Source organism: Leptospira andrefontaineae, from assembly GCF_004770105.1.
Lineage (GTDB): Bacteria > Spirochaetota > Leptospiria > Leptospirales > Leptospiraceae > Leptospira_B > Leptospira_B andrefontaineae.
This window is the reverse complement of the sequence record NZ_RQEY01000023.1, coordinates 142,078-166,756: the sequence shown is the minus strand read 5'-3', so window position 1 is coordinate 166,756 and position 24,679 is coordinate 142,078. Positions and strand designations below refer to the sequence as shown.

24 protein-coding genes are annotated in these 24,679 nt (G+C 40.8%); 12 read left to right on the top strand and 12 right to left on the bottom strand.

Annotated elements, in window-relative coordinates; all coding sequences use genetic code 11:
* Positions 1-12: 12 nt before the first annotated feature.
* On the top strand, positions 13-1,176 hold the full coding sequence (locus tag EHO65_RS17585; protein WP_135775849.1) for an acetylglutamate kinase: 1,164 nt from the start codon (positions 13-15) through the stop codon (positions 1,174-1,176).
* Between the two features lie 14 nt (positions 1,177-1,190).
* On the top strand, positions 1,191-1,538 hold the full coding sequence (locus EHO65_RS17580; RefSeq protein ID WP_135775848.1) for a DCC1-like thiol-disulfide oxidoreductase family protein: 348 nt from the start codon (positions 1,191-1,193) through the stop codon (positions 1,536-1,538).
* On the opposite strand, the gene EHO65_RS17575 is transcribed toward EHO65_RS17580, so the two are convergent.
* Genes EHO65_RS17575 through EHO65_RS17565 form a run of 3 tightly spaced genes read right to left on the bottom strand, consistent with a single transcriptional unit; the run spans position 1,535 to position 4,595 of the window.
* Complete coding sequence (locus tag EHO65_RS17575; protein WP_135775847.1) at positions 1,535-2,212, bottom strand: iron-containing redox enzyme family protein; 678 nt, start codon at positions 2,210-2,212, stop codon at positions 1,535-1,537. The two genes, EHO65_RS17580 and EHO65_RS17575, sit on opposite strands and share 4 nt — an antisense overlap.
* Positions 2,209-3,324: a D-alanine--D-alanine ligase family protein gene (locus EHO65_RS17570; protein WP_135775846.1), complete on the bottom strand. Its 1,116-nt coding sequence runs from the start codon at positions 3,322-3,324 to the stop codon at positions 2,209-2,211. Before EHO65_RS17570 ends, EHO65_RS17575 begins: the two co-directional genes overlap by 4 nt.
* A complete protein-coding gene (locus tag EHO65_RS17565) occupies positions 3,321-4,595 on the bottom strand; it encodes a KamA family radical SAM protein (RefSeq protein WP_135775845.1) in 1,275 nt (424 codons plus the stop codon). The genes EHO65_RS17570 and EHO65_RS17565 overlap by 4 nt, the downstream gene beginning before the upstream one ends.
* Before the next feature lie 98 nt (positions 4,596-4,693).
* Between EHO65_RS17565 and EHO65_RS17560 the strand changes: the two genes are divergently transcribed.
* The 6 genes from EHO65_RS17560 (at position 4,694) to EHO65_RS17535 (ending at position 9,169) form a co-directional block, all read left to right on the top strand.
* Positions 4,694-5,365 (top strand): HAD family hydrolase, encoded by a 672-nt coding sequence (locus tag EHO65_RS17560; protein WP_135775844.1) that lies wholly within the window; start codon positions 4,694-4,696, stop codon positions 5,363-5,365.
* 57 nt (positions 5,366-5,422) lie between these two features.
* A complete protein-coding gene (locus EHO65_RS17555; RefSeq protein WP_135775843.1) occupies positions 5,423-6,256 on the top strand; it encodes a GerMN domain-containing protein in 834 nt (277 codons plus the stop codon).
* A 70-nt stretch (positions 6,257-6,326) separates the two neighbouring features.
* Positions 6,327-6,947, top strand: coding sequence for a TetR/AcrR family transcriptional regulator (locus tag EHO65_RS17550; RefSeq protein ID WP_135775842.1), 621 nt, complete (start codon positions 6,327-6,329; stop codon positions 6,945-6,947).
* A gap of 10 nt (positions 6,948-6,957) precedes the next feature.
* On the top strand, positions 6,958-7,422 hold the full coding sequence (locus EHO65_RS17545) for a hypothetical protein (RefSeq protein ID WP_135775841.1): 465 nt from the start codon (positions 6,958-6,960) through the stop codon (positions 7,420-7,422).
* A gap of 2 nt (positions 7,423-7,424) precedes the next feature.
* Positions 7,425-7,727, top strand: a complete 303-nt coding sequence (locus EHO65_RS17540) for a DUF3817 domain-containing protein (protein WP_135775840.1) — start codon at positions 7,425-7,427, stop codon at positions 7,725-7,727.
* Positions 7,728-7,918: 191 nt separating this feature from the next.
* Positions 7,919-9,169: a GGDEF domain-containing protein gene (locus EHO65_RS17535; RefSeq protein WP_135775839.1), complete on the top strand. Its 1,251-nt coding sequence runs from the start codon at positions 7,919-7,921 to the stop codon at positions 9,167-9,169.
* Here EHO65_RS17535 and EHO65_RS17530 read toward each other — a convergent pair.
* Complete coding sequence (locus tag EHO65_RS17530; RefSeq protein ID WP_135775838.1) at positions 9,117-9,515, bottom strand: LIC11299 family lipoprotein; 399 nt, start codon at positions 9,513-9,515, stop codon at positions 9,117-9,119. The genes EHO65_RS17535 and EHO65_RS17530 overlap by 53 nt on opposite strands.
* A 92-nt stretch (positions 9,516-9,607) precedes the next feature.
* A complete protein-coding gene (gene mqnC / locus EHO65_RS17525) occupies positions 9,608-10,708 on the bottom strand; it encodes a cyclic dehypoxanthinyl futalosine synthase (RefSeq protein WP_135775837.1) in 1,101 nt (366 codons plus the stop codon).
* Positions 10,709-10,974: 266 nt separating this feature from the next.
* Here mqnC and EHO65_RS17520 point away from each other — a divergent pair, with 266 nt between their 5' ends.
* Positions 10,975-13,056 (top strand): heterodisulfide reductase-related iron-sulfur binding cluster, encoded by a 2,082-nt coding sequence (locus tag EHO65_RS17520; protein WP_135775836.1) that lies wholly within the window; start codon positions 10,975-10,977, stop codon positions 13,054-13,056.
* 336 nt (positions 13,057-13,392) lie between these two features.
* Here the strand turns inward: EHO65_RS17520 and EHO65_RS17515 are convergent, their stop codons facing one another.
* Positions 13,393-15,018 carry a peptide chain release factor 3 gene (locus EHO65_RS17515; protein ID WP_135775835.1) on the bottom strand — a complete coding sequence of 542 codons (1,626 nt, stop codon included), beginning with the start codon at positions 15,016-15,018 and terminating at the stop codon, positions 13,393-13,395.
* Between the two features lie 292 nt (positions 15,019-15,310).
* Here EHO65_RS17515 and EHO65_RS17510 point away from each other — a divergent pair, with 292 nt between their 5' ends.
* Both EHO65_RS17510 and EHO65_RS17505 read left to right on the top strand, forming a co-directional pair.
* Entirely contained in the window at positions 15,311-16,243 is a 933-nt protein-coding gene (locus EHO65_RS17510; RefSeq protein ID WP_135775834.1) for an ornithine carbamoyltransferase, read from the top strand.
* Between the two features lie 102 nt (positions 16,244-16,345).
* Positions 16,346-17,335 carry an HpcH/HpaI aldolase/citrate lyase family protein gene (locus EHO65_RS17505; protein WP_135775833.1) on the top strand — a complete coding sequence of 330 codons (990 nt, stop codon included), beginning with the start codon at positions 16,346-16,348 and terminating at the stop codon, positions 17,333-17,335.
* Between the two features lie 83 nt (positions 17,336-17,418).
* Here EHO65_RS17505 and EHO65_RS17500 read toward each other — a convergent pair whose 3' ends face one another.
* Positions 17,419-17,862, bottom strand: a complete 444-nt coding sequence (locus EHO65_RS17500; protein ID WP_135775954.1) for an LIC11177 family protein — start codon at positions 17,860-17,862, stop codon at positions 17,419-17,421.
* Positions 17,863-17,999: 137 nt separating this feature from the next.
* Positions 18,000-19,025 (bottom strand): rhomboid family intramembrane serine protease, encoded by a 1,026-nt coding sequence (locus tag EHO65_RS17495; RefSeq protein ID WP_135775832.1) that lies wholly within the window; start codon positions 19,023-19,025, stop codon positions 18,000-18,002.
* Positions 19,026-19,187: 162 nt separating this feature from the next.
* Between EHO65_RS17495 and mtnA the strand changes: the two genes are divergently transcribed.
* Positions 19,188-20,267 carry an S-methyl-5-thioribose-1-phosphate isomerase gene (mtnA, locus tag EHO65_RS17490; protein WP_135775831.1) on the top strand — a complete coding sequence of 360 codons (1,080 nt, stop codon included), beginning with the start codon at positions 19,188-19,190 and terminating at the stop codon, positions 20,265-20,267.
* On the opposite strand, the gene EHO65_RS17485 is transcribed toward mtnA, so the two are convergent.
* The 4 genes from EHO65_RS17485 to EHO65_RS17470 all read right to left on the bottom strand — a co-directional run bounded on the left by EHO65_RS17485 (position 20,268) and on the right by EHO65_RS17470 (position 24,661).
* A complete protein-coding gene (locus EHO65_RS17485; RefSeq protein ID WP_135775830.1) occupies positions 20,268-21,758 on the bottom strand; it encodes a DUF342 domain-containing protein in 1,491 nt (496 codons plus the stop codon). It lies immediately after the preceding gene.
* A 253-nt stretch (positions 21,759-22,011) separates the two neighbouring features.
* Positions 22,012-23,037: an alpha/beta hydrolase family protein gene (locus EHO65_RS17480; RefSeq protein ID WP_135775829.1), complete on the bottom strand. Its 1,026-nt coding sequence runs from the start codon at positions 23,035-23,037 to the stop codon at positions 22,012-22,014.
* A gap of 23 nt (positions 23,038-23,060) precedes the next feature.
* Positions 23,061-23,573, bottom strand: a complete 513-nt coding sequence (locus tag EHO65_RS17475; RefSeq protein WP_135775828.1) for a chemotaxis protein CheX — start codon at positions 23,571-23,573, stop codon at positions 23,061-23,063.
* Complete coding sequence (locus EHO65_RS17470; protein ID WP_135775827.1) at positions 23,564-24,661, bottom strand: hypothetical protein; 1,098 nt, start codon at positions 24,659-24,661, stop codon at positions 23,564-23,566. Before EHO65_RS17470 ends, EHO65_RS17475 begins: the two co-directional genes overlap by 10 nt.
* Positions 24,662-24,679: the final 18 nt, after the last annotated feature.

Genomic DNA, 24,679 nt, shown 5'->3' with positions numbered 1-24,679 from the left:
CTCCCGGGAGAGATGAATCACCAGGAGATCCTACTCAAACTTCTAGAAGTCACAGAAAACTCCAAGGACAGTTTTCAGTTCCTGAAACTATTCCAGTCCTTGGAGCCCGAAAAATTCGCGGTCATCCATGCAAGTTCCGAGACCTTAACAGAGTCCGCTGAAGCGTTCTTATACAATTTAAAATTATTACAAAAATTACAGCTATTCCCTGTAGTCGTTCTGGAGAAGGACGGAGTCTCTTACGCAAATCTATTCTATCGCTCCCCTGCTTCTAAGATCAGTTTGGAATCCATCAAGGACTCATTAGAAGAAGGACAAGAACTTCCAGGTTCCAGGAACCTTCCAGCAAAATGGTTCAGAAATCCGAGCCAAGCATTGGAATCAGTTCTTTCATCTTTAAAAGAGAAGAAGATCCCAGTGTTTGTAACAGACCAGGGCGGATCCGAAATTTATCCCTATCTATCTAATTTATGTAAAGAGTTAAAAACTAAAAAGTTAATTCTTCTCACAACCAGAAGTGGACTTTATAATTCGGAAGATAAGAAAATTTCCATCCTGGATTTCGAATCGACTGAAATTCTTCAAAAAGAAGACGAGTCGTTATTCAAAGAATGCAAAATGATTTTTGAATATACTGGAGATCCGAATCTTCAGATCGCGATCACTTCTGCGCCAGGGTTATTAAAAGAGTTATTCACTATTAAAGGTAGCGGAACTCTATTAAGAAAAAAGAATAAAATAGAATTTCATACGGACTTCCAAAAGATAGATCCAAAAAGATTGAACGGATTGATAGAAGATTCTTTCGGAAGAGGATTAAAACAAGGTTTTTGGAATAAAGAATTCTCCGGGATCGTTTTGGAATCCGAATACAAAGGATGTGCACTTCTACAAAACACTCCTTGGGGCACCTTTCTTTCTAAATTTGCAGTGAACGAGATAGCAAGAGGTGAAGGTGTAGGAAGAGATATCTGGGACGAAATGTTAAAAAAGGCACCGGTTCTTTTTTGGAGAGCCAGAGCGGAGAACACGATCTCCAAATGGTATACAAAAGAATGTAGCGGCCTTCAGAAAGAAGGTATCTGGATCTATTTTTGGATCGGCGTCCAAGAAAAAGAAATTCCATCCGTTTGTGATTTTTTAAGAAACCTTCCGGAAGATTTGGAATCTAAATAACGGATCGATCCCTAATGAAACAAAATGTTTTTTTGTATGATGGAGATTGTAATTTTTGTTCGGGTCTTGCTTCCAAACTTTCAAAACTATCCTTGGATAAGAATGTAAAATTTATAAGTTTTAGAGATCTATCTTCCGGTGATCTAAAGGAATTACATCCAAGTCTAGAACCTAAATTAGTCGCGGGTAATGTACAATATATCTCAGGAAATATGAGATATCCCGGTTTTTTCGCAGTCCGAAAACTTTCTCATTCTTTAAAAGGATGGAGATGGGCCTCTCCTCTCTTATATCTGCCTCTGGTCCCATTACTCGGAATGGTCTTTATGAGCTTATTAAAATCGATCCGATCTAAGGTTTAAAAAGAAATCGGAGAAATTACCTTTTTTAAACCTTCATAAAATACTAAACGTGCATCCAATGCTAGTTTGGACCCTTCTCTTACTTTTTGCATTTTTTCAGGATCTGTCGCGACCGTCTCTATCAATCTAAACATTTTTTCCGAATGAGATTCATCTGCCTCCAGATTCACCTGGAAAAATTTACCTTCCGGAAGGGAAATCCTGGATTTTAGATCAGAATATGATTTATACATTCTAGAATATTCTAATTTTAGAAGATACTCATTCGCAGGCCCGAGAGCTCCAAGAGCAGAATAAAAATCAGTGGTGGTAATCCTTTTCATTAAATCCAAATAAGCTCCCGTCTCAGGAAGTATATCTTCCTGATTCACCACCTCCCCCATTTCGGAGAGAAATTTTCGAAGGATAGAAACATGTGAATCTTCTTCTTTACCTTCTCCCAGTTCTTCCCAAATATTTTGCACGAGCACGATCTTAGAAGGCACAGAATTAGTGAGAGCCGCAGTATTTAAAAACCAGTTCACAAATTCTACAGATACGAAATATTCCTGTTTCAACCAAAGAAGAAGATCGGAATGTTCCATTCTTTCTTCTTTTTCTTCCAACCATAAATTTGCAGTCAATACAGGATGATATTTGACCTGGTCTATCAATTCTTCTCGAAACGTTTTCATCCTTCGATCCCGCTCGTTTGTTTTTCTTTTTTCTGTTTGGAATAGTGAAATCTTTCCGTTAAAAATTCTTCTCTTGCGATTTCCAATAGTTCTTTCATCAAATCCGAATAAGTTCCGAAACTTTCGGAATAACAGATCGGAAAACTGCTATAATAAGAAGATAATCCCGGAGTCAGATTCCATTCCAGGAACATTGGCTTTCCTTCCGAGTCAGCCTTCCAATCCAAACGGACTGCCCCAGAAGTTTTAAGTAATTTACATAATTCTAATGAATTCTTTTGGATATATTCCGACCTTTCTTTGTCCAGATCGAAATATAATTTTTCAGGCATACTTAGTTTGGTCTTAGTAATCTCACCGTATATTTTTTCTGTAGAATTTTCCAAACCGATCCTTGCCACCTGGCTTGCCTTGTATCCATACTTTGGTGAACCGATTACTGCCAGCGTCCATTCTTCTCCTGGCAAATAGGATTCGTAGATCCAGGAGGAGTATTCTTGGAATTTGGATTGGATAAATTGATCCAAGGCAGCCGAGTCTAAGATCAAATTTTCTTCTCCTACTCCAAGACTGGAACCTTCGAATCTAGGTTTAAAGAAAACTGGGAATTCAGATTCCAAAGGAAGTCGCGAACCGAGGAATGCGGAATCCAAATTCTGCCCTTTATTCTGATCTACCGATGTAGTATCTTCGACAGAATCTTTCTCCACAAGGCCCCAAGGACTGGTAGGAACACCTGCAGACACACAGAACAATTTAGAAAGATGTTTATCCAAACTCAAGATTTGCGCGTACGCGTCGGAGCCAGTATGAGGAAATCCCGAATATTCAGCGAGCCCTGGAAGAAGAGCTTCTCTATTCCTGGAGCGGAAACCTTCTACCAAATGGAATAGAACAGGTCGGTTTTGCGGTTCTAAATTAGAATAATCTGAAAGTTTTTGTAGTAACTTCGACGGAAATTCAACGATCTCCACCTTCTCTCCCAACTCTTCCAGGCAACGTTTAATCTCTTCGACAGAATTCCTATCTTCCCATTCTTGAGTATCTTTTGGATCCAAATCTGGGTTTTGGATATCTGCTACGATTAAAACAGATGGAGAATCTGAATTCATTTTCCAGAACCTCCTAAAGGACCAAGGCCTTTAAATGCTGAATAGGAATTCTGTAGTAACTTCGACCAAGTTTCCTCACTGATCTCCGGATAAAATTCCTCGTATTCACTATCCACAGGCTCCGGGCTCAGATGATAAGTCCCTCTAACTGCGGATCTAAATACATGATTTCGAGAAGGTTTATGAAATCCAAGATACCAATTCGGACCAAGGCTCACCTTTCCTCCACCCCCAGGAAGATCATTCACAAACTGAGGAATTCCCATACCTGCAACTTTTCCGCGCATATATTCAATTATTTGAATACCTTTTGCAAGAGGAGTTCGGAAACCGCGAGAACCAGGGATCAGTTCCGGATCGTACATATAATAAGCACGAATCCTAAGTTCCAAAAGTTTTCGATGGAGCCTGAGCATCGTTTCCCCATCATCATTGATCCCTTTTAGGATCACACATTGGTTTCCAACATTTACACCGGCTTTCAGAAGTTTTAGGATCGCTTCTTTTGCTTCGGAAGTACATTCCTTTTCATGATTGAATTGAGTATTACAAAAAATGGATAAACGATCCGTATTATGGGATTCTATAATCTTACATAGATCAGAAGTAACCCTCATAGGGAGAGTGACTGGGTTTCTCGTTCCCAATCTGCAAATTTTTACATGAGGTATTTTTTCTAAATTTTCCAAGATCCAATCTATTTTAGGATCGGAAAGATTGAGAGGATCTCCCCCCGAGATCACCACATCCGAAATTTCAGGATGATTTCGAATATAATCAAAACATAATTCCAGATCCGCGGTCTCCATTCTTTCAGAAGAATCTGAAACCTTTCTTCCTCGCATACAGTGTCTGCAATAGACGGAACATTCATGATTCGAAAAAAGTAATACTCTATCCGGATACATATGAGTAAGTCCTTTCACTGGAGAAAGATCTTCTTCATGTAAAGGATCTAATGTTTCTTCCGGAGAGAAGAAGGACTCTTCTCTTCTTGGGACGATCATTTTTCGGATAGGACAATTCGGATCTTCCGGATCGGAAAGAGAAAGATAATAAGGAGTAGTTCCTACATTCAGTCGAATGGTTTCTTGGATCCCGATTTTCTCGGATTCGGTTAAATGGAAATATTTAGGAAGGTCTTCTGCCCTTACTCTTTTTTGGAGTTGGGCTTTATAATCCGTCCAGACAAAAGAAGAATATAAACTCTTTCTAGAATCTGTAGGCGACTCTAGATTCGCTATTCCCCGGTTTTTCCCCAATCTCTCCATCCGGAACTCTTTTCCCATCCTTATGCCGACGCGGGGAAAATCAAGCGAAGGAAAAAAGGAATGCCTCGAATTCACCAGCCAAAACTATTGTCTTGCTAATGGATTGGAATCCCAAACGGGTCCGCGCACTTGCCTTCGATGTGGACGGAACCCTATTTTCTTCTGAAGGAATCATCTTAGAAACCTACGCGGAAGCAATCCGCAGATTTTCGGTCAATTCCCAGATCCCACTCGAGGTCCCTGACAGAGAAAGGATCATGTTGGAAATCGGAAAACCGGTCAAAACCATCTTCTTGAACCTGGTTCCACAGCTCAAAGAGTCCGAAAGAGACCAGATCTCGGACTCAGTCCTCGAACTTTTAGTGTCTAAGATCCGACATGGAGAAGGTGAATTCTACCCTAAGGTTAAAGAGACTGTTACCTCCCTCAAAAATAAAGGGTATCAGATCTTGGCCGCTTCTAATGGTAGAATGCCCTATGTGAAAACCATCCTGGAAGTTTCCGGAATTCTGCCCTTATTTGACCCGATTGTAGTCCTGGACAATGAGAAGATCAAAACCAAGCCGGACATCGTCGCAAAATATATCCGAGATTATTCTTATTCCCCGGAAGAGATCTTGATGATCGGGGACAGAAGTTCCGACCACGAGGCTGCCCGCAAAAATGGGTGCCCTTTTGCATTCTGCGCTTATGGCCACGCCCCAGACGGAGAAATCCCGGATTGGGAAGTGAGTCTGGCACAATTAGAAGACCTATACCGCATATTCTAATCTCTTTTCCTCGGAAAAAGTGAGAAGGCAGTTTCCGGATCGGCCGAAAATTATATTGTGCCCGAATCGGATAAACTTAAATCGCTTCTTTATATCCTGACAGGGGCTCTATTTGTTCTAGTTTTATTGGATAAGTCTATGGGGAATAAGAGTACATCTTCCCCCGGACAAGAATCCCCTTCTTTCTTTTCAAAATTTAATACGATCGGAAAAACAAATCCATTATCCCCTTCTTCTTCAGAGAACAAAGGGAAACAAACCCATGAACAGGTAATGGATCAGGCAGAAGACGAAATTTTAACCGAGTTAATGCAGAATGGAGAGAACTCTTCTTCCGAAGAAACTTCCTCCGATTCAAACGATCCGGAAGAAATGTTTATCCCTATCGTGGAAATGCCTAAGCCTGGACAACCATCCGGACCTTCTCCCAAAATCCGTTTAGATCATTCTCCTGGAGAGATCAAACTGTACTTTTTGAAGTTTTATGGAAGAGGAAACAAAAGTCACTCCAGACTGGTTCAGCTAAAAAGAAAATTCGATCATGGGGATAAGATCCTTTTTATACTGAAGGAACTTACAAAAGGACCTTCTTCGGAAGAAAAAACTCAAGGTGTTCTGAACGCACTACCAAATAGAATGGAATATTCTAAAGAATACTCCGTGGAGAATGGAATACTAAAACTTTATCTTGGCCCTGATTTCGAAGCAGGTGCCGGCCCTGAACTTCTGAAAGATAGAGTAGATCAGATCTGTTATAGCATTCTGGAAAACTCAGAGCTAAGAGGGATCAGACTATTTATCAATGGAAAACAAGTCCGCTCTTTAGGCGGTGTAGGACTTCCAATTCCCGAAGTCCTGACTAAAAATCCAAGAAAGATCGCTACTCTTTAATTCAAAAATTCTCCCATAGTTTCGTTTATTTTCTTGAAAAAATAGCACGATCGGTCGTTCTTTTTATTTAATGATCTCGGGTGGAAAACTTAGCCAGGAAACTAGGAACCGTATTTTAGATAAAGGACTCGAAGTAGTAAGCAAATCCGGCCTTGAAGGTTTAAGTCTTGGTCCTTTAGCAGAACTTTCCGGTATGTCTAAAAGTGGATTATTTGCTCATTTTGGCTCCAAAGAAGAAATCCAAATTTCTATTCTGGATCATACTGTAGAATTCTCTAAATCAAAAGTTTTGGAGCCCGCATTAAGATCGAAGGAAGGACTCCCAAGACTACGCTCCTTGGTAAAACATTGGATGGGCTGGTCCAAAAAAGCAGGTCTTCCAGGAGGATGTCCGATTGCAGCAGGATTATTCGAATTGGATGATTCAAAAGGCCCGGTTCGACAAAAATTATTGTCTATGGAATCTGAATGGAGATCCCTTTTAAAAAAATTCACCAAGGAATCCGTGGATCTGGGGGAATTAAGATCCGATCTAGACTTGGATCAATTTGTATGGGAACTTTGCGGGATCTATTTAGTACATCATACTTCCTTAAGATTCCTAAAAGACCCGAAAGCGGATTATAGAGCGAATCGATCATTCGAAGATCTGTTAGAAAGATCTAAACCAACAAGAAAAAGGAAAAAATAAAAAAGGGATTATGTATTCATATTTGTTAATATTCCATTCATTCACAAGGTGGATCGTTTTATTCTTACTTTTATTTACCTTGGGAAGATGTATCCGAGGTTTAGTATTCAAAAAGAATTTTGAAAAATGGGATAATTTAGGAAGAATACTTCTAATTGCATTTTCACATTTTCAATTGATCATAGGATTTTTCCTATATTTCAAAAGTCCGATTGTTCAGTCTTTTTTCCATGATCCCTCGGGATCCTTGCAAGTTTCAGATATAAGATTTTTCGCAATTATCCATATCTCTGTCATGATCCTTTCAGTAATATTTCTTACAATTGGATCGGCGATCTCCAAACGTAAAAAAGAAGACTATGAAAAATTCAAAAGTTTATTCATTTGGATCTTAATCTCGATAATCTTAATTTGTATCGCGATCCCTTGGCCTTTTTCTCCATTTGCACACAGACCCTATATCAGAGAGTTTTAGAAATGACAAAATTTTTTACAACAGAACTTGGAAGGCTTAGGCTTTTAGGTTTTTTAGAAGGAACATCCCTACTTCTTCTTATATTTATTGGAATGCCTTTGAAATATTATTTCGGATCCCCCGAGCTAGTAAAACTTGTAGGTCCAATCCATGGAGGATTATTCCTTTTATTCCTTCTTCAAACATTCCATTTTTCGATAGAGAATTCTTGGAGTTTTAAAGAAAGGACCTGGAAAGTGGCACTTGCCTCCGCCTTTCCCTTTGGAACTTTCTATATAGATAGCACGATTCTAAGAAAATTATGATCTGCTCCTAAACTTATCCCTTTGCGGATAAATTTAGATTTCCAATCTTCTGACAAAGTCGACACAAACTTTGTGCCGGATTTTTTTTGACTTACTCCGATTCTTTCTTGCCCCAAGGCACGTTATGCGCGAACCGTGGTCTTATTATGGAGGTTTTTTCCAAAAAGCCTTCCATGCGGAAATGAAAACATATGTTCAAGTGGTTCCCAGGCATAGACCGAAGAATTCGCTTACTATCAAAGCGGATCTTCTTTAATCGATATCCTCAAGGATTTTTAGAGACCAATTGGAGCGAAATTCGCCAATCCTTGGTGGCCCACTATTCTCTTTGTATCGTAATTAGTTTAATCACCTATTTCTTACCGAATTCGAGAGACTTCGAAGACGAGTCTCTAATCCTTCTTCAATCTAGCCGAATCACATTAATCGTTCTTTCCCTGGTATTTTTATGGAGACATGCTCGTAAAAAGGATTGGGTCCCTAAAAAACTCGAGTTCTACAAGGTATGGACTTCTTCTACCCTACTCATCTCATTCTTTCCTTTCTTATATTCGGATAAGGTTCACTATGATGTCTATCTTCATCAGGCATCTGCGATCTTACTCAGTATGAACCTTCTTCTTTGGCTAACTACTACAACTGCGGTTGCCACAAACCTAGCATTCTGTTTGTTGTTTTTAGGTGTATGCTACCTGGGAGATTCTCCTGTAGAAGCAATGCAAGAGTTCCCGATCCTTCTAACTTATTTGTTTGTAGGGACTTTCGGTAATGTGATCATGAATTACTGGAGAACCATGGATTACCGTGATAAAAGAAAATTATCCGGTGCGGTTCTCAGATTAAAGGCAAAAAATCTGCATATCAGAATGATCTCGAATCTGGATGATCTGACTGATCTTTATAATCGCAGATACTTAATAGAACAATTCGATATCTTCAAGAAGAGAGCAAAACGTCACAGTTTCCAAATGGCACTCGTAATCTTGGATCTAGACCATTTAAAAGAGATCAATGATAAGTACGGACATATGGCAGGGGATGACGCTCTCCAAACTCTTTCTGCAGTTATGAAGTCCAGGGTGAGATCTACCGATATTTGTGCTCGAATAGGTGGAGATGAATTCTGTGTCCTCTTGGATTCAGTAGATCCTAAAAGTTTAAAAACTTTATGCGAGTCATTGCGTAAGGGTGTGGAATCTCATGCACTTTCTATCCGAGATGCGAACGACAAGCCAGTGAATATCACCGTATCCATAGGCGCTGCCATTCTTTCTTATGATGAGGATTTTACTTTCGACGATCTATACCAATCCATAGATTCAGGATTGTATAAATCCAAATCCGCCGGTCGAAACAGAGTCACAATAGTAGAAGCTACTAAGCTGAATACTAAGGTTGATCTTTCTGCTTCTTGGCCGGAGGAAGTTCGTATATATAAGTAAGTTCGCAGTATTCTCCGTCGCCAAAGTATTTCTGTTCTTTTTGTTCTAAGAAGAATTGTCTATGTTTCTGGTCTGCTTCCAACTCATCCAATCTTTGGGTGACTTGCAATTTTGCAGCCTCGCAAGAAGTCTTTTTCATTTTGAAAAAATCTTGTTCTTCTACAGAAGGAACCGAAGCTTTTCCGATCGCTACGAATTGGTATTTATGAGGACCTAAGGTCTTTACACTGACTCCAGTATCCATATGGATCCTTTCTCTATGAGAATCCAAACAATTCGATACTAAGAATAGAAATCCACAGATCGCGGATAACTGTAGTATTTTAGAGCTCAAAGATTTTTTCATTCTTCCCCCGTTCGAATCTATCTATTTAGGAAAGTTTACGGACTAAGTCATCCGGATTTTTGGAAAAAAATTACAATCGAAAGAGAAAAAGATCAAACCGCAGAAAGTTCTCTTCCCTCATATCTTTCGTAATTATAGAGAAGGTCTCTTCTTTTAGGAGTAAATCCGCCTTCTTTCAGGAACTTAATAGCTTCTTTTTCGGTTTTCAAGCCGAAGGAACGTAACACATTCTCCTCGATCACCACTGAGGAAATATCATCTGCGCCGCTTGTTAGAGCCAACTGCCCCACACCTTTTCCAAGAACCATCACAGAAGTTTCAATATGTTTAATATTATCTAAGAAGATCCTGCAGATACCAAGAACTTTCAGATACTCTTGTGTAGAAACTGCTCTTACTTTAAATCTTTTAGTTTGAGGTTGGAATGTCCAAGGGATAAAGGAAAGAAATCCTCCAGTCCTATCCTGAAGATTGCGCACTACTGTGAGATGTTCTATTACTTCTTCTTTCGTTTCTTCCGAACCGAAAACAATATTTGCACTTCCAAGTAGTCCGGCTTCATGGCAGGTTTCCATCGCACGAACCCATTCTTCGGTACTTGCTTTTTTGGGAGAGATGATGTTTCTCATTCTATCCGTTAAAATTTCTGCGCCGGCTCCTGGAACGGAATCCAAACCGACCGATTTAAGAATTTGTAAAACTTCGAATAGAGATTTTCCTGTGATCTTTTCTAAATTGATAATTTCCACAGGAGAAAATGCACGAATATGCATTTCAGGATATTTGGATTTTACAGTAGAGATTACATCCAAATAATAATCGAAAGGTAGATCGGGATAAACCCCACCTTGCAAAAACATTTGGTCCGCTCCTTCCGAAACGGCATAATCCATTTTTTCTAATATTTCTTCTTTAGAAAGTACGTAACCTTTTCCATTCCCAATCTCGTCCATGAAGGAACAAAAATTACATTCAACATTACAATAGTTGGTATAGTTGACTACTCGGAACATTGTGTAGCTGGCACTAGTGTGAGGGAGAACTCTCTCTCTTAATGTCCTAGCAGTTGCCATAATTTTAAGATGGTCGCCAGACTCGTACAACTCCAACGCCTCCCCAGGAGAAATACGTTCTCCATCTAGGGCTTTTTCTAATATAGAATCTGTGGAATGATTTGGGAATATTCGGCTCATCTGGATGGAAAGTTTTCTTCCTTAACTTCTTCAAAGTTTTCTATTTCTTCAAAAATGCACGTCCTTTTTAAATCATATTCTCATTTATTGCGATTGAGTCGCAGTTAAATATGTACACGATTTGAAAGAAGAAGGGACTGAACCTTTTCTGAATATGTAGGAATTCCTACAAAGAGACTAAGTATCTTTTTTCCTGGACAGGGCGCCTCCTACTCAGTAGCCTGCTATGAAAGACCATCCAAATACAAAGGGTAACCTGAAAAACTATGGCCATTTCTCAAATCGCCTTCCACGTGATCTTCACGGCTCTATTTATAGTAGCAAATGTTGTATTCGTTCGTGCCGTTCTCTACAGATTAAATCTTGTATTTAATGCTAGAAAGGCGAACGGAACCGAAAACTTCCTGGAACATAAAAACTGGGGATTCCGGATCAAAAGTTTCGTATTAAACGTAATCTTACAAAAAAAGAACTTTAAAGAACCACTACGCGGTATCATGCACGCATTCGTATTTTACGGATTCGTCACTTACTTACTGCATACTACCAGTCAGTTCATCTCAGGTGTATTTGGATATGCAATGGATGATCCTTACAAATTCACCTTAGTAGGAAGTTTATTCGGTGAACTTGCTAGTCATTATTACGAAGCAACCGTCCAAGCGGTTTCCATTTTGGTATTAATAGGACTTGGTTTCTTTGCATGGAGACGTTGGATCCAAAAAGCAAAAGGTTTAGATGTTCATTCTCCTGCTTCTGCGATCGTAATTGGAATGATCTCCCTACTCATGATCTCCACCCTATTAGGTGAAGGTGCAAGAGCAGTTGGAGCAGATTATGCGAACCCGTTCCATGATGCAGCACCAATCGCTGCAGGGATCGGTGCTTTCTGGGAAGCGATCGGTGTAGAATATTCTTCCGCTGACTTAGTTTTCCAGATTATGTGGTGGACCCATATTCTTTCTGTGTTCGCGTTCATGTTGTATGTTCCAACATCCAAACACGCGCACTTGATCTTTGCGCCATTTAACTATTTCTTACAATCAGATACTCCTAAGGGCGCTCTTTCTAAATTAAATTTAGAAGATGAGACTGCCGTTTGGGGAGTTACAAGAACCGAGGATTTCCCTTGGCCAAACCTTTTAGACGGACTTTCTTGTATTGAGTGTGGTCGTTGCCAGGTGCAATGTCCTGCAAACCGTACTGGTAAAGTTCTGAATCCTAAAGCGATCATCGTGGAATTAAAACACGCGCTTATGGATAAAATGCCGGAAGTTGTAAAGATCAGAGAAACAAATCCGGAAGGAGCTGCAGACGCGGTAGCTGCATTAGATACTTCTGTGATCGGAAAATACGAAGGTCTTTCCGAAGAAGCTCTTTGGGGATGTACTACTTGTTACGCTTGTGTAGAAGCTTGCCCTGTTGGAAACAACCAAGTGAACGCGATCATGGAAATGAGAAGACACTTGGTACTTGTTGATTCTAACTTCCCTGCTGAATTACAAGGTGCATTCGTAAATATGGAAAACAACTCCAACCCTTGGGGAGTTGCTGCACACTCCAGAGCGGATTGGGCAGAAGGTCTTGGCGTTAAAACCATGGCAGAAGATTCCAATGTGGATGTTCTATATTGGGTTGGTTGCGCTGGAGCTTTTGACGATCGTAACAAAAGGATCGCTCAATCCTTCGTTAAGATCATGCAAAAAGCAGATGTTAAGTTCGGTATCTTAGGAACTGAAGAAGGATGTTCCGGGGATTCTGCACGTAGAGGTGGTAACGAATATCTCTACCAAACATTAGCACAATCTAATGTGGACACAATGAACGGATACAATGTGAAGAAGGTTGTAACCGCTTGTCCTCACTGCTATAACACAATCAAAAATGAATATCCTCAGTTCGGCGGAAACTTCGAAGTGATCCACCACTCCGAGTTTATTAACGAACTTTCCAAAGAGGGAAAAATCGATGTAGCTGTTGCAGAAGATGCAAACGCTGGAAAGTATACCTACCACGATTCCTGCTATATTGGAAGATATAACGACAACTACGAGAACCCAAGAGACCTGGTCAAAAAGGTTTCCGGTGGAAAACTCGCAGAAGCTTCTGACCATCACTCCAAAGGACTTTGCTGCGGTGCAGGTGGAGCTCAGATGTGGATGGAAGAGCATGGCGAAAGGGTCAACGTTAAGAGATCCAACCAGCTTCTGGATACTGGAGCAACTACGATCGCAACCGCTTGTCCTTTCTGTATCACAATGATCACAGACGGGGTAAAACAAGAAGGAAAGATCGAAGAAGTAAAAGTAAAGGATATCGCGGAGTTAGTCGCGGAAAACTTGAAATAAGAAGAAGTTACTCTTCTTTGAACGTAAGCCTCGGCGGTAACGTCGGGGCTTTTTTATTTTAAGGGGTTTCGCACGGAGAACACAAAGTTCACGGAGAGTTTATTGGAGTTCCTATATCGAACTTTAACGAAGGGAGAAGGCAAAAAAATAGCGGAATGTTTCCATCCCGCCCTGAATCATCTGGTGCAAATACATTATATACGACGCCGGGAACTTACGCCATACTACAGGAAATTATTTATTTTCTTTATAAAGAAATTTCAGCCCAAAAAACTAGGCTGAAAGGATTAGATTACCAGGCTTCCGTGGAGTTCTGCACAGCCCTTGGAGGATATCTCAATATTCCTGATTTAACTCAGAAACGTCTTGTGTAGGATAATCCAATAACCTGAGCTCAGGATTTTTCTTTTGGAAATAACCCTTCTCCCATTCAGAATCGAATAGAAGAGCCGCCCTGCCAAGACTATCTGTCACAAGATTAGAACCTGGAGGAACCTTAGCGATATCTTCCTCAGGTAGCCAACAAGAGACTTGGTAAGGGAGAATATTGATATTCGTAGGAGCAGAATATTCGTCCTGGAGTCTTCTTCTAAACACCTCGAATTGTAACTGGCCCATTGCACCTATCACGGGCAATCCACCACCCACAGTTTGAGAAGTGAATAAATGAAGAATACCCTCTTCTGCCAATTGTTCTATTCCCTTTCTGAAACTTTTGAGAGCACCTGTTTCCACGCAGGAAAGAGTTGCGAAAATTTCGGGAGCAAATACTGGAAGAGGTTTTAGATCAGGAACTTTACCAATCGCTAATATATCTCCGATAGAATAAGTGCCCGGGTTCACAAGACCGATGATATCTCCAGGATAAGCCTCATCTACAGTATTCCGATCTTGTCCAAAAAATGCAAAAGAAGAAGAAAGTTTTACGCCTTTTCCTAATCTTCCATGATTCACATTCAGTCCTCTTTCGAACTTACCTGAGCATACTCGTAAGAAAGCGATCCTATCCCTATGAGCCTTGTTCATATTGGCTTGGACCTTGAACACAAACCCGCTGAAAGGAGTGGTAATAGGATCTAAACGATCTCCATTCTTTAATGGAAAATACAAAGGAGGAGGAGCGATCTTTAAAAAATGATCCAAGAATAATTGGATCCCGAAATTATTCACAGCGGATCCGAAAAAAACAGGAGTGATCTTTGACTCTAAAAATTCATCTAAAGAGAATGGAGCAATCCCTTCTTCAACAAGTTCTACTTCTTCCCTAAATTGTTTTAAGACCCAGTCCTCAAACATAGAGTCCAGATTTGTATCTTCTATCCCTGAACTTTGGAATGCAGATTTTTGGGACCCACCGGGAGTTTTATCGTATGTGTAGATCTTCTTATCCACACGATTGTATACTCCGCTGAAATCCACTCCGGTTCCGATAGGCCATACCATTGGAATTGCAGTGATACCCAAAACTTTTTCGATCTCATCCAGGAGCTCGAACATCTTTTTAGTCGGGCGATCCATCTTATTTACGAATGTAACGATAGGTATCCCGCGGTCCCTGCATACTTTAAATAATTTGATTGTTTGAGGCTCTACCCCTCTACCAGCATCTAACACCATCACTGCGGTGTCCGCTGCGATCAATGTGCGGTATGTATCTTCGGAGAAGTCTTCGTGACCTGGAGTATCTAATAAATTTAATACATGATTTTTATATTCGAATTGTAGAGCCGCAGAAGTGATTGAGATCCCCTTCTCTTTTTCCATCTCCATCCAGTCGGAAGTGGCAGCCTTACGATTTTTACGTGCCTTTACTGCCCCCGCAAGTTGGATAGCGCCTCCGTACAATAGAAGTTTTTCGGTCAGGGTGGTCTTACCCGCATCCGGATGGGCTATGATTGCGAAGGTTCTCCTACGTTTGGTTTCCTCTTCTACTATATTCTGGCCTGCAACGGTTTCCGACACGGTTTGCCTCTCTAATAGGAAACGTTTTTGAAACGATGGCCCTTGTCAGCATGAAAACAGGACTTAATTCTTCACAGATTCGTATTCCTTCGGTAAAACAAGCGTAACCAAAAGGTCTTATTCTTCCCGCCGGTCATTTCTTATAAAGAAATTGGATCACGCTTTTTTCCCCGGAAAACACTTAGGGAGGGAGATTTATATCCCTCCCCTTTTTCCCAACTTTCTACCTTTAGTTTTGAGATTGTCGAATCTACCAGCGCTGATTTTCTAGACTGTAATAGTTTAACGGTCTATGGAAAGCCCTAAAATCAAACATCTCATCTCCTGGCAGGATTGGTCGGACGCAGAAGTCCTGGACCTTCTACAATTTGCTGTTCATGTTAAAAATCATAGGGCCAATTATCTGGGACATATGACCGGCAGAACTCTTGCTATGCTTTTCCAAAAGACTAGCACTCGTACCAGGGTTTCCTTTGAAGTAGCAATGACCGAAATGGGAGGACATGCAATCTATTTGGATTGGATGACCTCTAACTTCCTTCTTTCTGATATTGATCTAGAGGCTGAATATCTTTCCAGAAACGTTTCCGTTATCATGGCTCGGATGAGAAAACATGAGGAACTTTTACTGTTAAAGTCAGGTTCTCAGGTTCCGGTCATAAACGGATGTTGTAATAAATTCCATCCTTGCCAGTCTCTTGCGGATATTCTCACCATCGTGATGGATAATCCTAAACCTTTGAAAGAACTCAAGCTCACCTATATCGGTGTCCATAATAATGTAGTAAATTCTCTCATAGGTATCACCTCTGCTTTGGGAATGGAGCTTACTCTTCTTACCCCGATTGCAGAAACTGAAAACATAGATCAGGATACTGTCGAAAGGGCTAAGAAGAAGGGCACGATCCAATGGGAGACTGACCTTATCCGTTCCGTGAAGAATGCAGATTATATTTATACTGATACATGGGTAGACATGGAGTTCTTCAACGATCCCGCTTTTGCGGATAAGAAGAAGGAACGTATGAACCTAATGATGCCTTTCCAGATCAATGATGCATTACTCAAAGAGACCAAGGCAAAGGTTATGCATGATATGCCTATCCACTCAGGATACGAAATTACTAGAGAAGTAGTCAGAAGTCCTAGATCCATTATCTTTCAACAGGCGGAGAACCGCTTGGATGCACAGAAAGCGGTCATTCTACAACTCCTAGAGGCGTAGGTCTACCCGCCAAAAATCCGTTGCCGGGAAGGCCTTTCCTGAAAACCCTGTTCTAAGACAGCCGAGCTAGGCTAAAATCGCAAAAACTTAAAAGGTACTTTTATGTCCAAATTACCACATCCTAAGGATGCATTATTCGAAGGAGAAAAACCTTTCCCTATCATCCCGGCCTGCGAACATTTTGCTGGATCCGAAAAACTGATCACTAAAGCTCTAGAGTTACAAAACAAACTCGGCGGTCTTTTCGACATCACCATGGACTGTGAAGACGGTGCTCAAACCGGAAAAGAAAAAGAACACGCGGAAATGATCGTCCGTATCCAAAACTCCGAGCTCAATAAACATAATATGAGCGGTGTAAGGATCCACGATTATACTAATTCTTTCTGGAAACAAGACGTAGACATTATCGTTCCAGGCGCAGGAAACAAGATCGCATACATCACCATTCCTAAACCTACAAAAGCTTCCCAAGTGGAAGAAATGATCACTTATATCCAAGGTGCTGCTAAAAAAGCAGGGATCACTAGAGAAATCCCGATCCACGTTCTAATCGAAACTCATGGTGCACTTGCTGATGTAGACAAGATCGCTGCTCTTCCTTGGATGCAGGTAGTTGATTTCGGTCTAATGGACTTCATCTCTGGACACCACGGAGCAATTCCTGCTTCTTGTATGAAAAGCCCAGGACAATTCGATCACGAATTATTAAGAAGAGCAAAAGCTTCTTGCGTAGCTGCTGCATTGGCTCATGGAGTAATCCCTGCTCACAACGTTACTTTGGACCTTAAAAACCAATACCAAACTTATAAAGATGCAAAAAGAGCTCATGATGAGTTCGGATTCCTTCGTATGTGGTCCATCTATCCAACTCAGATCCAAGCGATCTTAGATGCGATGGCTCCAGACTATAGCGAAGTCCAAACCTCTGCTGCTATTCTTATAAAAGCACAAGATGCAGAATGGGGACCGATCCAACACGACGGAGATCTTCATGACAGAGCAACTTACCGTTACTTCTGGGAAGTTCTTCAAAAAGCAAAACTTACTGGTATTGCAATTCCTGAAGAAGCAGCAAAAAGATTCTTCTAATCTTTTCACTATACTTCAAAACGAAAAAGCCGCAGAATTCTGCGGCTTTTTTTTTATGGATTCCGATCTTTCGGGCCTAAATCTTATTTATGAAACTTCTCGTTTAGTTTGCCAATTAGTTCCGACAAACTTCTCTCTAGATATTCCCATCCTTTTTTATTCATCGGTTCCAAAGGCATTTTTTTCTGTAATTGTTTGAAACGATCAAAAGACTCTCTGGCGAATTCCAAAAATCTTCTGGGAGTAATACCTAATCTGTCGAATTGGCTTTCGTTGCGATTGAATAAGTCAGCGATCTTATCCCCGTATTCTCCTTCCAGAAAATAATATCTGAGATCAGAAAGAGATTCGTCTATGGCCTTAAAAATTTTAGAGCCTGGCCCATCTTCCTTTCTGGGATCAACTTCAGATCCGACTTTGTCAGACCCTAGTATCCTGGCTGCTTTTGCTTTTTCGTTAAGGGCGATCTTTTGTAATTTCTCCCTCATAAGAACGTCGGGGAGAATTGTTTTCTTTTTATCCGCCAATTTTACTGAGGTCCTCAAAGCCGATTGTCCGAATTTTCGGACGGAAACTATTCTATGGACGTATTCGATTTATGTCCAGAAATTTCCGCCCTATACTTGTTATAACAAGATAGACGAAAAACTTCTCATAAATTCTTTCAAAGTTCCGGGTGATCTTTCTTTAATTTTCTCAATTCGCAATTCTGGAGCCATTCACAACGAAGGCAAAACATATCATCCGAATTGTAGTCAAAGGGAGGACATAGATTCGTATTCTCCGCTTGTATGGGCGAAAGAATATTTTCCTTCTCTTTTGCGTCGGAAATTCCATACAGTTGACTTAAGAGTTCTCTATTCTTCCGAACCTGTGTCTCGAAAGGGTCTTCCAAATTTTTAGGGCGAACGATCACCCTTTCCTGATTTTCTTTAGGCTTTTCCCACCTTCTTACAAAAATTGGAGTTCTAGTTTTTCCTCCGAATTTCTGTAAGCCAAGAAGACTGAAAAGACCGAATACTGCTCCGCCCAAATGACCGGAGTTGCTCATCATTCCAAAAAAACTTTGGGTCATGACACCGCTGGCATGGAATTGGAGAAGATAGTAAGCATCCACTGAAAATCCAAAACCGATCAAGACCCAAGGAGCGAATTTTGCTCGAACCGGAGGAAATACAAATCTTGCTTCAGGGAACATTAAACTGAATGCAGCAAGTACTCCAAAAACTCCACCACTTGCACCAACGGTTGCAGTATGATAACTATCCCATATAGAATTTTCCGGAACTAGCCCAGTCTTCCAACCTATATAAGAAAAAGACAAAACGAAAAGTCCCCCGCCTAATTGGGATAAAAGATAAACACTTAAAAATTTCCAACCGCCAATATATCTGCAGAGCCAAAAACCAACTGTGAATAGTCCGAACATATTCATCCCGATATGGATGAGAGAAGAGAAAAAATCTCCACCTACTACGTGCAGGAATCCGTAAGTGAATACCTGCCAATACATTTTCTTCTCGATGACGAAGCTTGGATTTAATCCGAAAAAATAGGTAATAATTCCTCGCCCACCTTCCAACATGAGAAGTGCCCAGACGAAAATATTGAAGAATAGGACCAGATTCAGTGGGTGAGTCAGCGAGAATCCGAAAAGCTTCGGACCTGAGGTCGGATTTCTCTTTGCCATTATGTAAGGATTAAAGGTACTGGTATCCTAGTCAAGTAGGCAAAGCCGGGGCGGGATCTGCCCCGGTTCGTCCTCATCCGCCGGGGAGTCGGTGGATGATTTCAATCACAGTTTTATCATCGAAAAAACGAAAGGCCTGCTTTAGCCTCGGAGAATAAAAAAATGAAAAAAGAGAACTTAAGGCCGATTTTTTGGGAAAAAGAAGGACTTAGACTTTTAGACCAAAGACAAATCCCAGGCAAGAAAGAATGGTTCATTGCTAAAAACTCCGAGGACGCAATTTTCGCCATCAAAGAAATGGTCGTGAGAGGAGCTCCTGCAATCGCCATCACCGGGTTATTCGGTGCGGTTTTAGAATTAAAAAAATTTTCTAAAAAACCGGATTACCAAGAATTCCAAACTCTACTTTCTAAAATCCTGGAATCAAGACCTACGGCTGTAAATCTTAGAAGAGCATTCGAAGAACTTTCTTCTATTTTTCCAAAAGAAGAATATGATAAGGTTTCGTTGTCGGAACTCCAACAGAAATCGGAAGAATTCGCAATTTATGTTTTCGAAGAAGACATCAGGAATAATTTAGCTTTAGCGAAAAATGGCGTGAGCCTTTTTCCTTCTTCTCCTTCTAAACTAAAAATTATTACTCATTGTAATACGGGTGCTCTCGCAACGGCAGGACATGGCACTGCTCTTGGTGTGATTCGCTCTCTAAAAGAAGCGGGACATGATCTTACTGTGTATGCGGATGAGACACGTCCTTATCTGCAAGGTGCAAGACTAACCGCCTGGGAACTAATGGAAGAAGGCATCGAAAACTATCTGATGACGGATAGTATGGCCGGCTGGCTCATGTCCTCTCAAAAAATAGACGCAGTCATCGTGGGTGTAGACAGAGTTGCTGCTAACGGTGATTCTGCGAATAAGATCGGGACTTATCCTTTGGCAGTTTTAGCAAAATACCATGGTATCCCATTTTATATTGCAGCTACAGAAAAGAGTTTTGATTTCAAAATTAAGGACGGCTCAGCGATCCCGATTGAAATGAGGACCCAAGACGAGGTTACTCGTCTAAACTTTTTGAAAAATGAAAAGGGAGAAGCAATTCTTTCCGAAGGTGTGATCGCGCCTGTAGGAGTAAAAGCGCTCAATCCATCTTTTGATGTGACTCCGGCAAGTCTCATCAAAGCATTTATCACGGAGAAAGGGATTATTCCTCCGGATAAGATCAAAGAGGTTTTTGGCTGATTACTTTTGGGGTTTGATAGCAACCATGGCAGCTTTGTCTTGCCCTGGTTGGAAACGCATCATAAACGCAGACTGGAATTTTTCAACCTTCTCCACCTGCCTTCTATATTTGATGATACTTCCCTTATAAGCACCTTTACGAACTACAATCTGCACTTCCCCTGAATTAAATCGGGAAGACTTTAACACTTCTAGTTTTTGTTTCACAAGTTCTATAAACTTGTTCTGCTTGTTGAATTCTTCGAAAACCTTGCGGTAACCTTCTTTTTTATCCTCAGGGATCTGGCCTCTGGATCTTTGGACCATCTGTTTGATCTGCTGGACCTTAGGTAAGACCTTCTCTATTTCCTTCTCCGCAACTTGAAGACGTTTGGTAAGATCTTGGAAACTTTTTTCATTCCTAAAATGAAATCCTAATTCTACAGTTACATCTAACTCCGCCTGCGAACCTAAAGTTGCACAGGTTAAACCCATATAAGTAGAAACGGAGGAAGACACCAAGTTTCCACTCGATCCATTCAGGATTACATTTCCTAAAGAATGGATCTTGGAGTTAAGAATAAAACCTTCGACAACAACATCTCCATCTACTTCTATCTCTGCGTTCTCAATAAACTTTGCGTAAAGATGTCCGCCGATCTTGATTACATTCTTTCCATCACCTTTGATCCCACCACTCACTTCTAAGTCGCGAGCGATGACTAGATCGGAAGTCTCCACATTTCCTTTTACCATCAAGTTCCCTTGGGTCTTGATAGAAGTGGCAGCTTCCACATCTCCTTTTACGAGTACGTTTCCGTCGTAATTGATATTTCCTGTTCCGAGACCAACGTTAGAATCGATCTGCAATTCTTGGGAAACAGTGATAGAAGATTCTGTAGAGAAGATCGCACCGTTGCAGGTAGCAAAATATTCTATTAGAGGTTTATTCTCTTGGACCAGCCCCTTCTCTTGTACATTCTTACCTATAGTAAGTTTTGGCCTTCTGATCGGAGGAGGAGCGATCGGTTTTCCGAAAACATCCATGCCAGGTTTGCCAGGGATCCCTTCGAATAGAGTCGCAAGCTTCTCCCCTGCTTTTACATAAATATACCTTTCAATATTTCTATAATCAGCATGGCCGTCTTCGCCGATCTTGACCCTCTGAGCTTGGGGATGATAAAATTTTACCCAGCCGTCTTCTCCTTTTACAGGAGGGAAACCTTGGGCCACAACGAAAGAAATCGGAGAAAAATCCATCCGAGAGGTGGATGTTTGTAATTGTTTTAAAGCACCGTAGATATTGTCCCCGATGATACGATCTTGGGAAATATCCTTATTATGAAGATATTCTATAACTATGCTAGTGGAAAGAGCCCTTCCCTTGATCATCCCGGGACGAATAGTTAGATCGGCGCCCAGATTATCCGAACTGATCTTAAGAGAGAATACACTCTCCCAACTTGTCTCTTGATCTGATACACCCGAAGTTTGCTCTGTACTCACAACCATACTACCTAGCTAACAATTCAATAAGAAGTTTCCTCCGCCTTTTTTTATCACGGAAGAAATCCTTTTTCGAAACCTTCTAAAAAGTCCGAAAAAGATCGTATTTGAACCCCGCCGGTTATTCCTTTTCGCGTTTTTAAAGATAGACCACTATAACCTTTCGTTCCGAATATACAAGGGTCCGGAGACCAAAAAAAGACGCAAGGGGCCTATCTCTAAGGACGGAATATTTTCAGAAAATATAACGTAAACAATATTAGAGACCAGAATTTTTTAGAAAAAATCCCCAGAGTCCAGCGAGCTTTGGGATCTCGCCTAATTGAGTATAAAACGGAAGATGGTCCCCATGAGTGATCAATTTGGACCTTAAGATCACCTTCCATTCCTCCTTACCGTTCCCCAAAGAATCGAATAATTGCTCTGATTCGTCCGGAGAGATCACCGGATCGTCTGATCCATGCAATAATGCAATAGGCGCCTTCCAATCAGAGAGGAAGTTTTTGGGAGAATTGCGTAGAATGAAGTTAGGCGGTAATACGGATAGAATAGGCTCTACTAAGCTCATTCTAAATCCTGGATCTGATTGGACCCCGTATACGAAGTCCCTTTCCTTCTGGTTTAATTTTTTTAGAAGTTTTGGGGACTTCTCCTGTTCTCCAGATCTTTTCAATCCGTTATCCAAGGCGGCTTCAAAATAGAACTCTTCTAATTTGGAAAGTTTGGGTCTAAGCTTAGAAATATAATTATATAGTAAAACATGAACCGCATAAGGATCGACTTCGTAGTTGGATAGAATAAAAGGAAGAGTATCCGCGAAATCGGAATATGTTCCAACAAGTAGAGCGGATTTTAGATTTTTCTGCTCCTCCTTTCCAGACAACGCCACCATTCCCATTCCTGCGGAGAAACTTGCGGATAAGAAGGAGATCGCACGACCTTCTCTCTTTACAATCTCTTGGAATAAGGACCTGATATTCGGGACAGTATCGACTGAAATTTCAAGCCCTTTCACTTCCTTAAGTTCAGGAAGATATACGGTTGCGCCTGTATTCTTAAGATGTTTTGCGAGTGTTAGGATCCTAGGATCGTCTATGCCTCGATTGCTCATCCCATGTTGTAAATAGATCACAGGAGAATTTTTCGAACCTGGAAATATTTTGGTTCGAAAGGAAGACTTCTTAGAAACTTTTAAATTTTCCTCCCGGATCTCAGAATCGGGAGAATCTATCATGTCTGCGTATTTGAGTAAGAATGGGAGTCCCTGGAACGAGTATCGAATCATGCAAAGGAAGCCTTTTATATATATTAATATTTTTGCATCAGAAGAATGAGATAGATCCTGCCCAGATATTCTTTGGCATCCTCGTCTTTCAGGAAATAGATCAGAATATACTGTCTTAAATTTTCCAGATCGATCGGGACCAATTTATTGTTCAGATTTTCAGGGGGAAGAATATCTATTTGGAATCTTCCCAATTTCATTTCGGAGATAAGTTCAGCACAGATCTGGTTTGCAAATTCCAGCATGATAGAAGCCGCATGGCTTCGGATCGTAGGATCTATATGAAAGGATCTGGCAATTTTCGGTAAAAGTTTAAGTTTAGTATAACCGTCCATTGCAAGAAAAAGTCTTCCTTCTGCCTCTCCTTGGAATTCCACCGCTGTACAATTCTCGTAACATAGGCCTTCATTTTTAGAAGGACCAAATGCCTCACGTACAGCATGAACTCCCAGGTTTTTTTGCAAAAACTCCGGAAAGATCTGGGAAATTGTAAGTATGAATTTTTCATCCAATAAAGGATCTATGTTCAAAGACATACTAAACGATTCGGTCCCTCTTCTTTAGAAGAATGTAATGCTTTTTTGGCTCTAGGTTCCCATTCAGAGTCTTCTTTTCTGACCCGAACGGAAGCACCAATATTCAGCCTGGTTTTTTCCGGGCCTAAAAATTCCATGAGCCCCGAAAGAGAGTTTTGGAGCTTCATCCAATCTTCTGCATTAAAGAAAGTAGCTAAACGGTTTTTTCGGATACGATAGATGGGAGAATTTTCCCCAAATCTAGATTTCCACCAATTACCTAAACTTCTAAAATCAGAAACTAAGTCGCCATCCGACTCGAATTCCATAAAAACCAAAATTTTGGTATCTGTTCCCTCGAATTTTTCCCTTTCTAATTGTTGGGAAAATACCGGGTAGGAACTCCAGCCTGTCTCTCCGTCCTGGGATTCTCCGGCAAGAACCAGTCCTTCTACGAGTTTATCCAATCTAAAAGAAATTTCATCAAGGGAAAATTCAGATGCAGAAGAAGTTTGTCTGACTTCCCCCAAGGAAAAAGAATCCCATTCCAATTTCCAAACGATTGCCCCCTCTTTTGGTTCTGAGGCTCTTTTTCTTTCGGATGGAAATACTGAAATACTTCCGGTCTTACTCGCTACAATTTGTAGATCCCCTCTGGAATCATGAAGTAGAACTTCCCAATATTCTTCTCCAGTTCGGATAGATTCTAAGAAAGATTTCACTGCCTCATACGTTTTTCCACGGACCGGAAAATAGAAGGACTGGAATTGTATTGTCTCCTTGGGAACTTCTTCTTTGAAAATGTATGTGGGTTGTTCTGAGGAGAAGGTAGGAACACCTTCCTCTAAAAGACCCTTTTCAGAAGCGACCGCCTTTGGGACTTCGGGAACTTCTTCTTTTGAAAAGGATTGAAAGAATGGAACCTCTGACTCAGCGTCCTTCTCCTCTTTTCTGTCCATTGTAGTATGTACTACGTAACCGAAAAGGGACAGAAGGCAGAATGAAATCCCTCCTAAGGCCAAAACCTCCCCGTCTATCCAGGTAGAAAGAGAAGCGGAAGCGATTGGAAAAACTTCTGAAATTGGAAAAAATTCGGGGAAAAATTGCATTTTGTAAACTTCAGTTCC

What these genes read in the sequence shown, in the direction of transcription:
- EHO65_RS17585 (WP_135775849.1), top strand. Translation starts at nt 13, where the DNA reads ATGAATCACCAGGAGATCCTACTCAAACTTCTAGAAGTCACAGAAAAC.
- EHO65_RS17580 (WP_135775848.1), top strand. Translation starts at nt 1,191, where the DNA reads ATGAAACAAAATGTTTTTTTGTATGATGGAGATTGTAATTTTTGTTCG.
- EHO65_RS17575 (WP_135775847.1), bottom strand. Translation starts at nt 2,212, where the DNA reads ATGAAAACGTTTCGAGAAGAATTGATAGACCAGGTCAAATATCATCCT.
- EHO65_RS17570 (WP_135775846.1), bottom strand. Translation starts at nt 3,324, where the DNA reads ATGAATTCAGATTCTCCATCTGTTTTAATCGTAGCAGATATCCAAAAC.
- EHO65_RS17565 (WP_135775845.1), bottom strand. Translation starts at nt 4,595, where the DNA reads ATGGAGAGATTGGGGAAAAACCGGGGAATAGCGAATCTAGAGTCGCCT.
- EHO65_RS17560 (WP_135775844.1), top strand. Translation starts at nt 4,694, where the DNA reads ATGGATTGGAATCCCAAACGGGTCCGCGCACTTGCCTTCGATGTGGAC.
- EHO65_RS17550 (WP_135775842.1), top strand. Translation starts at nt 6,327, where the DNA reads ATGATCTCGGGTGGAAAACTTAGCCAGGAAACTAGGAACCGTATTTTA.
- EHO65_RS17545 (WP_135775841.1), top strand. Translation starts at nt 6,958, where the DNA reads ATGTATTCATATTTGTTAATATTCCATTCATTCACAAGGTGGATCGTT.
- EHO65_RS17540 (WP_135775840.1), top strand. Translation starts at nt 7,425, where the DNA reads ATGACAAAATTTTTTACAACAGAACTTGGAAGGCTTAGGCTTTTAGGT.
- EHO65_RS17535 (WP_135775839.1), top strand. Translation starts at nt 7,919, where the DNA reads ATGTTCAAGTGGTTCCCAGGCATAGACCGAAGAATTCGCTTACTATCA.
- EHO65_RS17530 (WP_135775838.1), bottom strand. Translation starts at nt 9,515, where the DNA reads ATGAAAAAATCTTTGAGCTCTAAAATACTACAGTTATCCGCGATCTGT.
- mqnC (WP_135775837.1), bottom strand. Translation starts at nt 10,708, where the DNA reads ATGAGCCGAATATTCCCAAATCATTCCACAGATTCTATATTAGAAAAA.
- EHO65_RS17520 (WP_135775836.1), top strand. Translation starts at nt 10,975, where the DNA reads ATGGCCATTTCTCAAATCGCCTTCCACGTGATCTTCACGGCTCTATTT.
- EHO65_RS17510 (WP_135775834.1), top strand. Translation starts at nt 15,311, where the DNA reads ATGGAAAGCCCTAAAATCAAACATCTCATCTCCTGGCAGGATTGGTCG.
- EHO65_RS17505 (WP_135775833.1), top strand. Translation starts at nt 16,346, where the DNA reads ATGTCCAAATTACCACATCCTAAGGATGCATTATTCGAAGGAGAAAAA.
- EHO65_RS17495 (WP_135775832.1), bottom strand. Translation starts at nt 19,025, where the DNA reads ATGGCAAAGAGAAATCCGACCTCAGGTCCGAAGCTTTTCGGATTCTCG.
- mtnA (WP_135775831.1), top strand. Translation starts at nt 19,188, where the DNA reads ATGAAAAAAGAGAACTTAAGGCCGATTTTTTGGGAAAAAGAAGGACTT.
- EHO65_RS17485 (WP_135775830.1), bottom strand. Translation starts at nt 21,758, where the DNA reads ATGGTTGTGAGTACAGAGCAAACTTCGGGTGTATCAGATCAAGAGACA.
- EHO65_RS17480 (WP_135775829.1), bottom strand. Translation starts at nt 23,037, where the DNA reads ATGATTCGATACTCGTTCCAGGGACTCCCATTCTTACTCAAATACGCA.
- EHO65_RS17475 (WP_135775828.1), bottom strand. Translation starts at nt 23,573, where the DNA reads ATGTCTTTGAACATAGATCCTTTATTGGATGAAAAATTCATACTTACA.
- EHO65_RS17470 (WP_135775827.1), bottom strand. Translation starts at nt 24,661, where the DNA reads ATGCAATTTTTCCCCGAATTTTTTCCAATTTCAGAAGTTTTTCCAATC.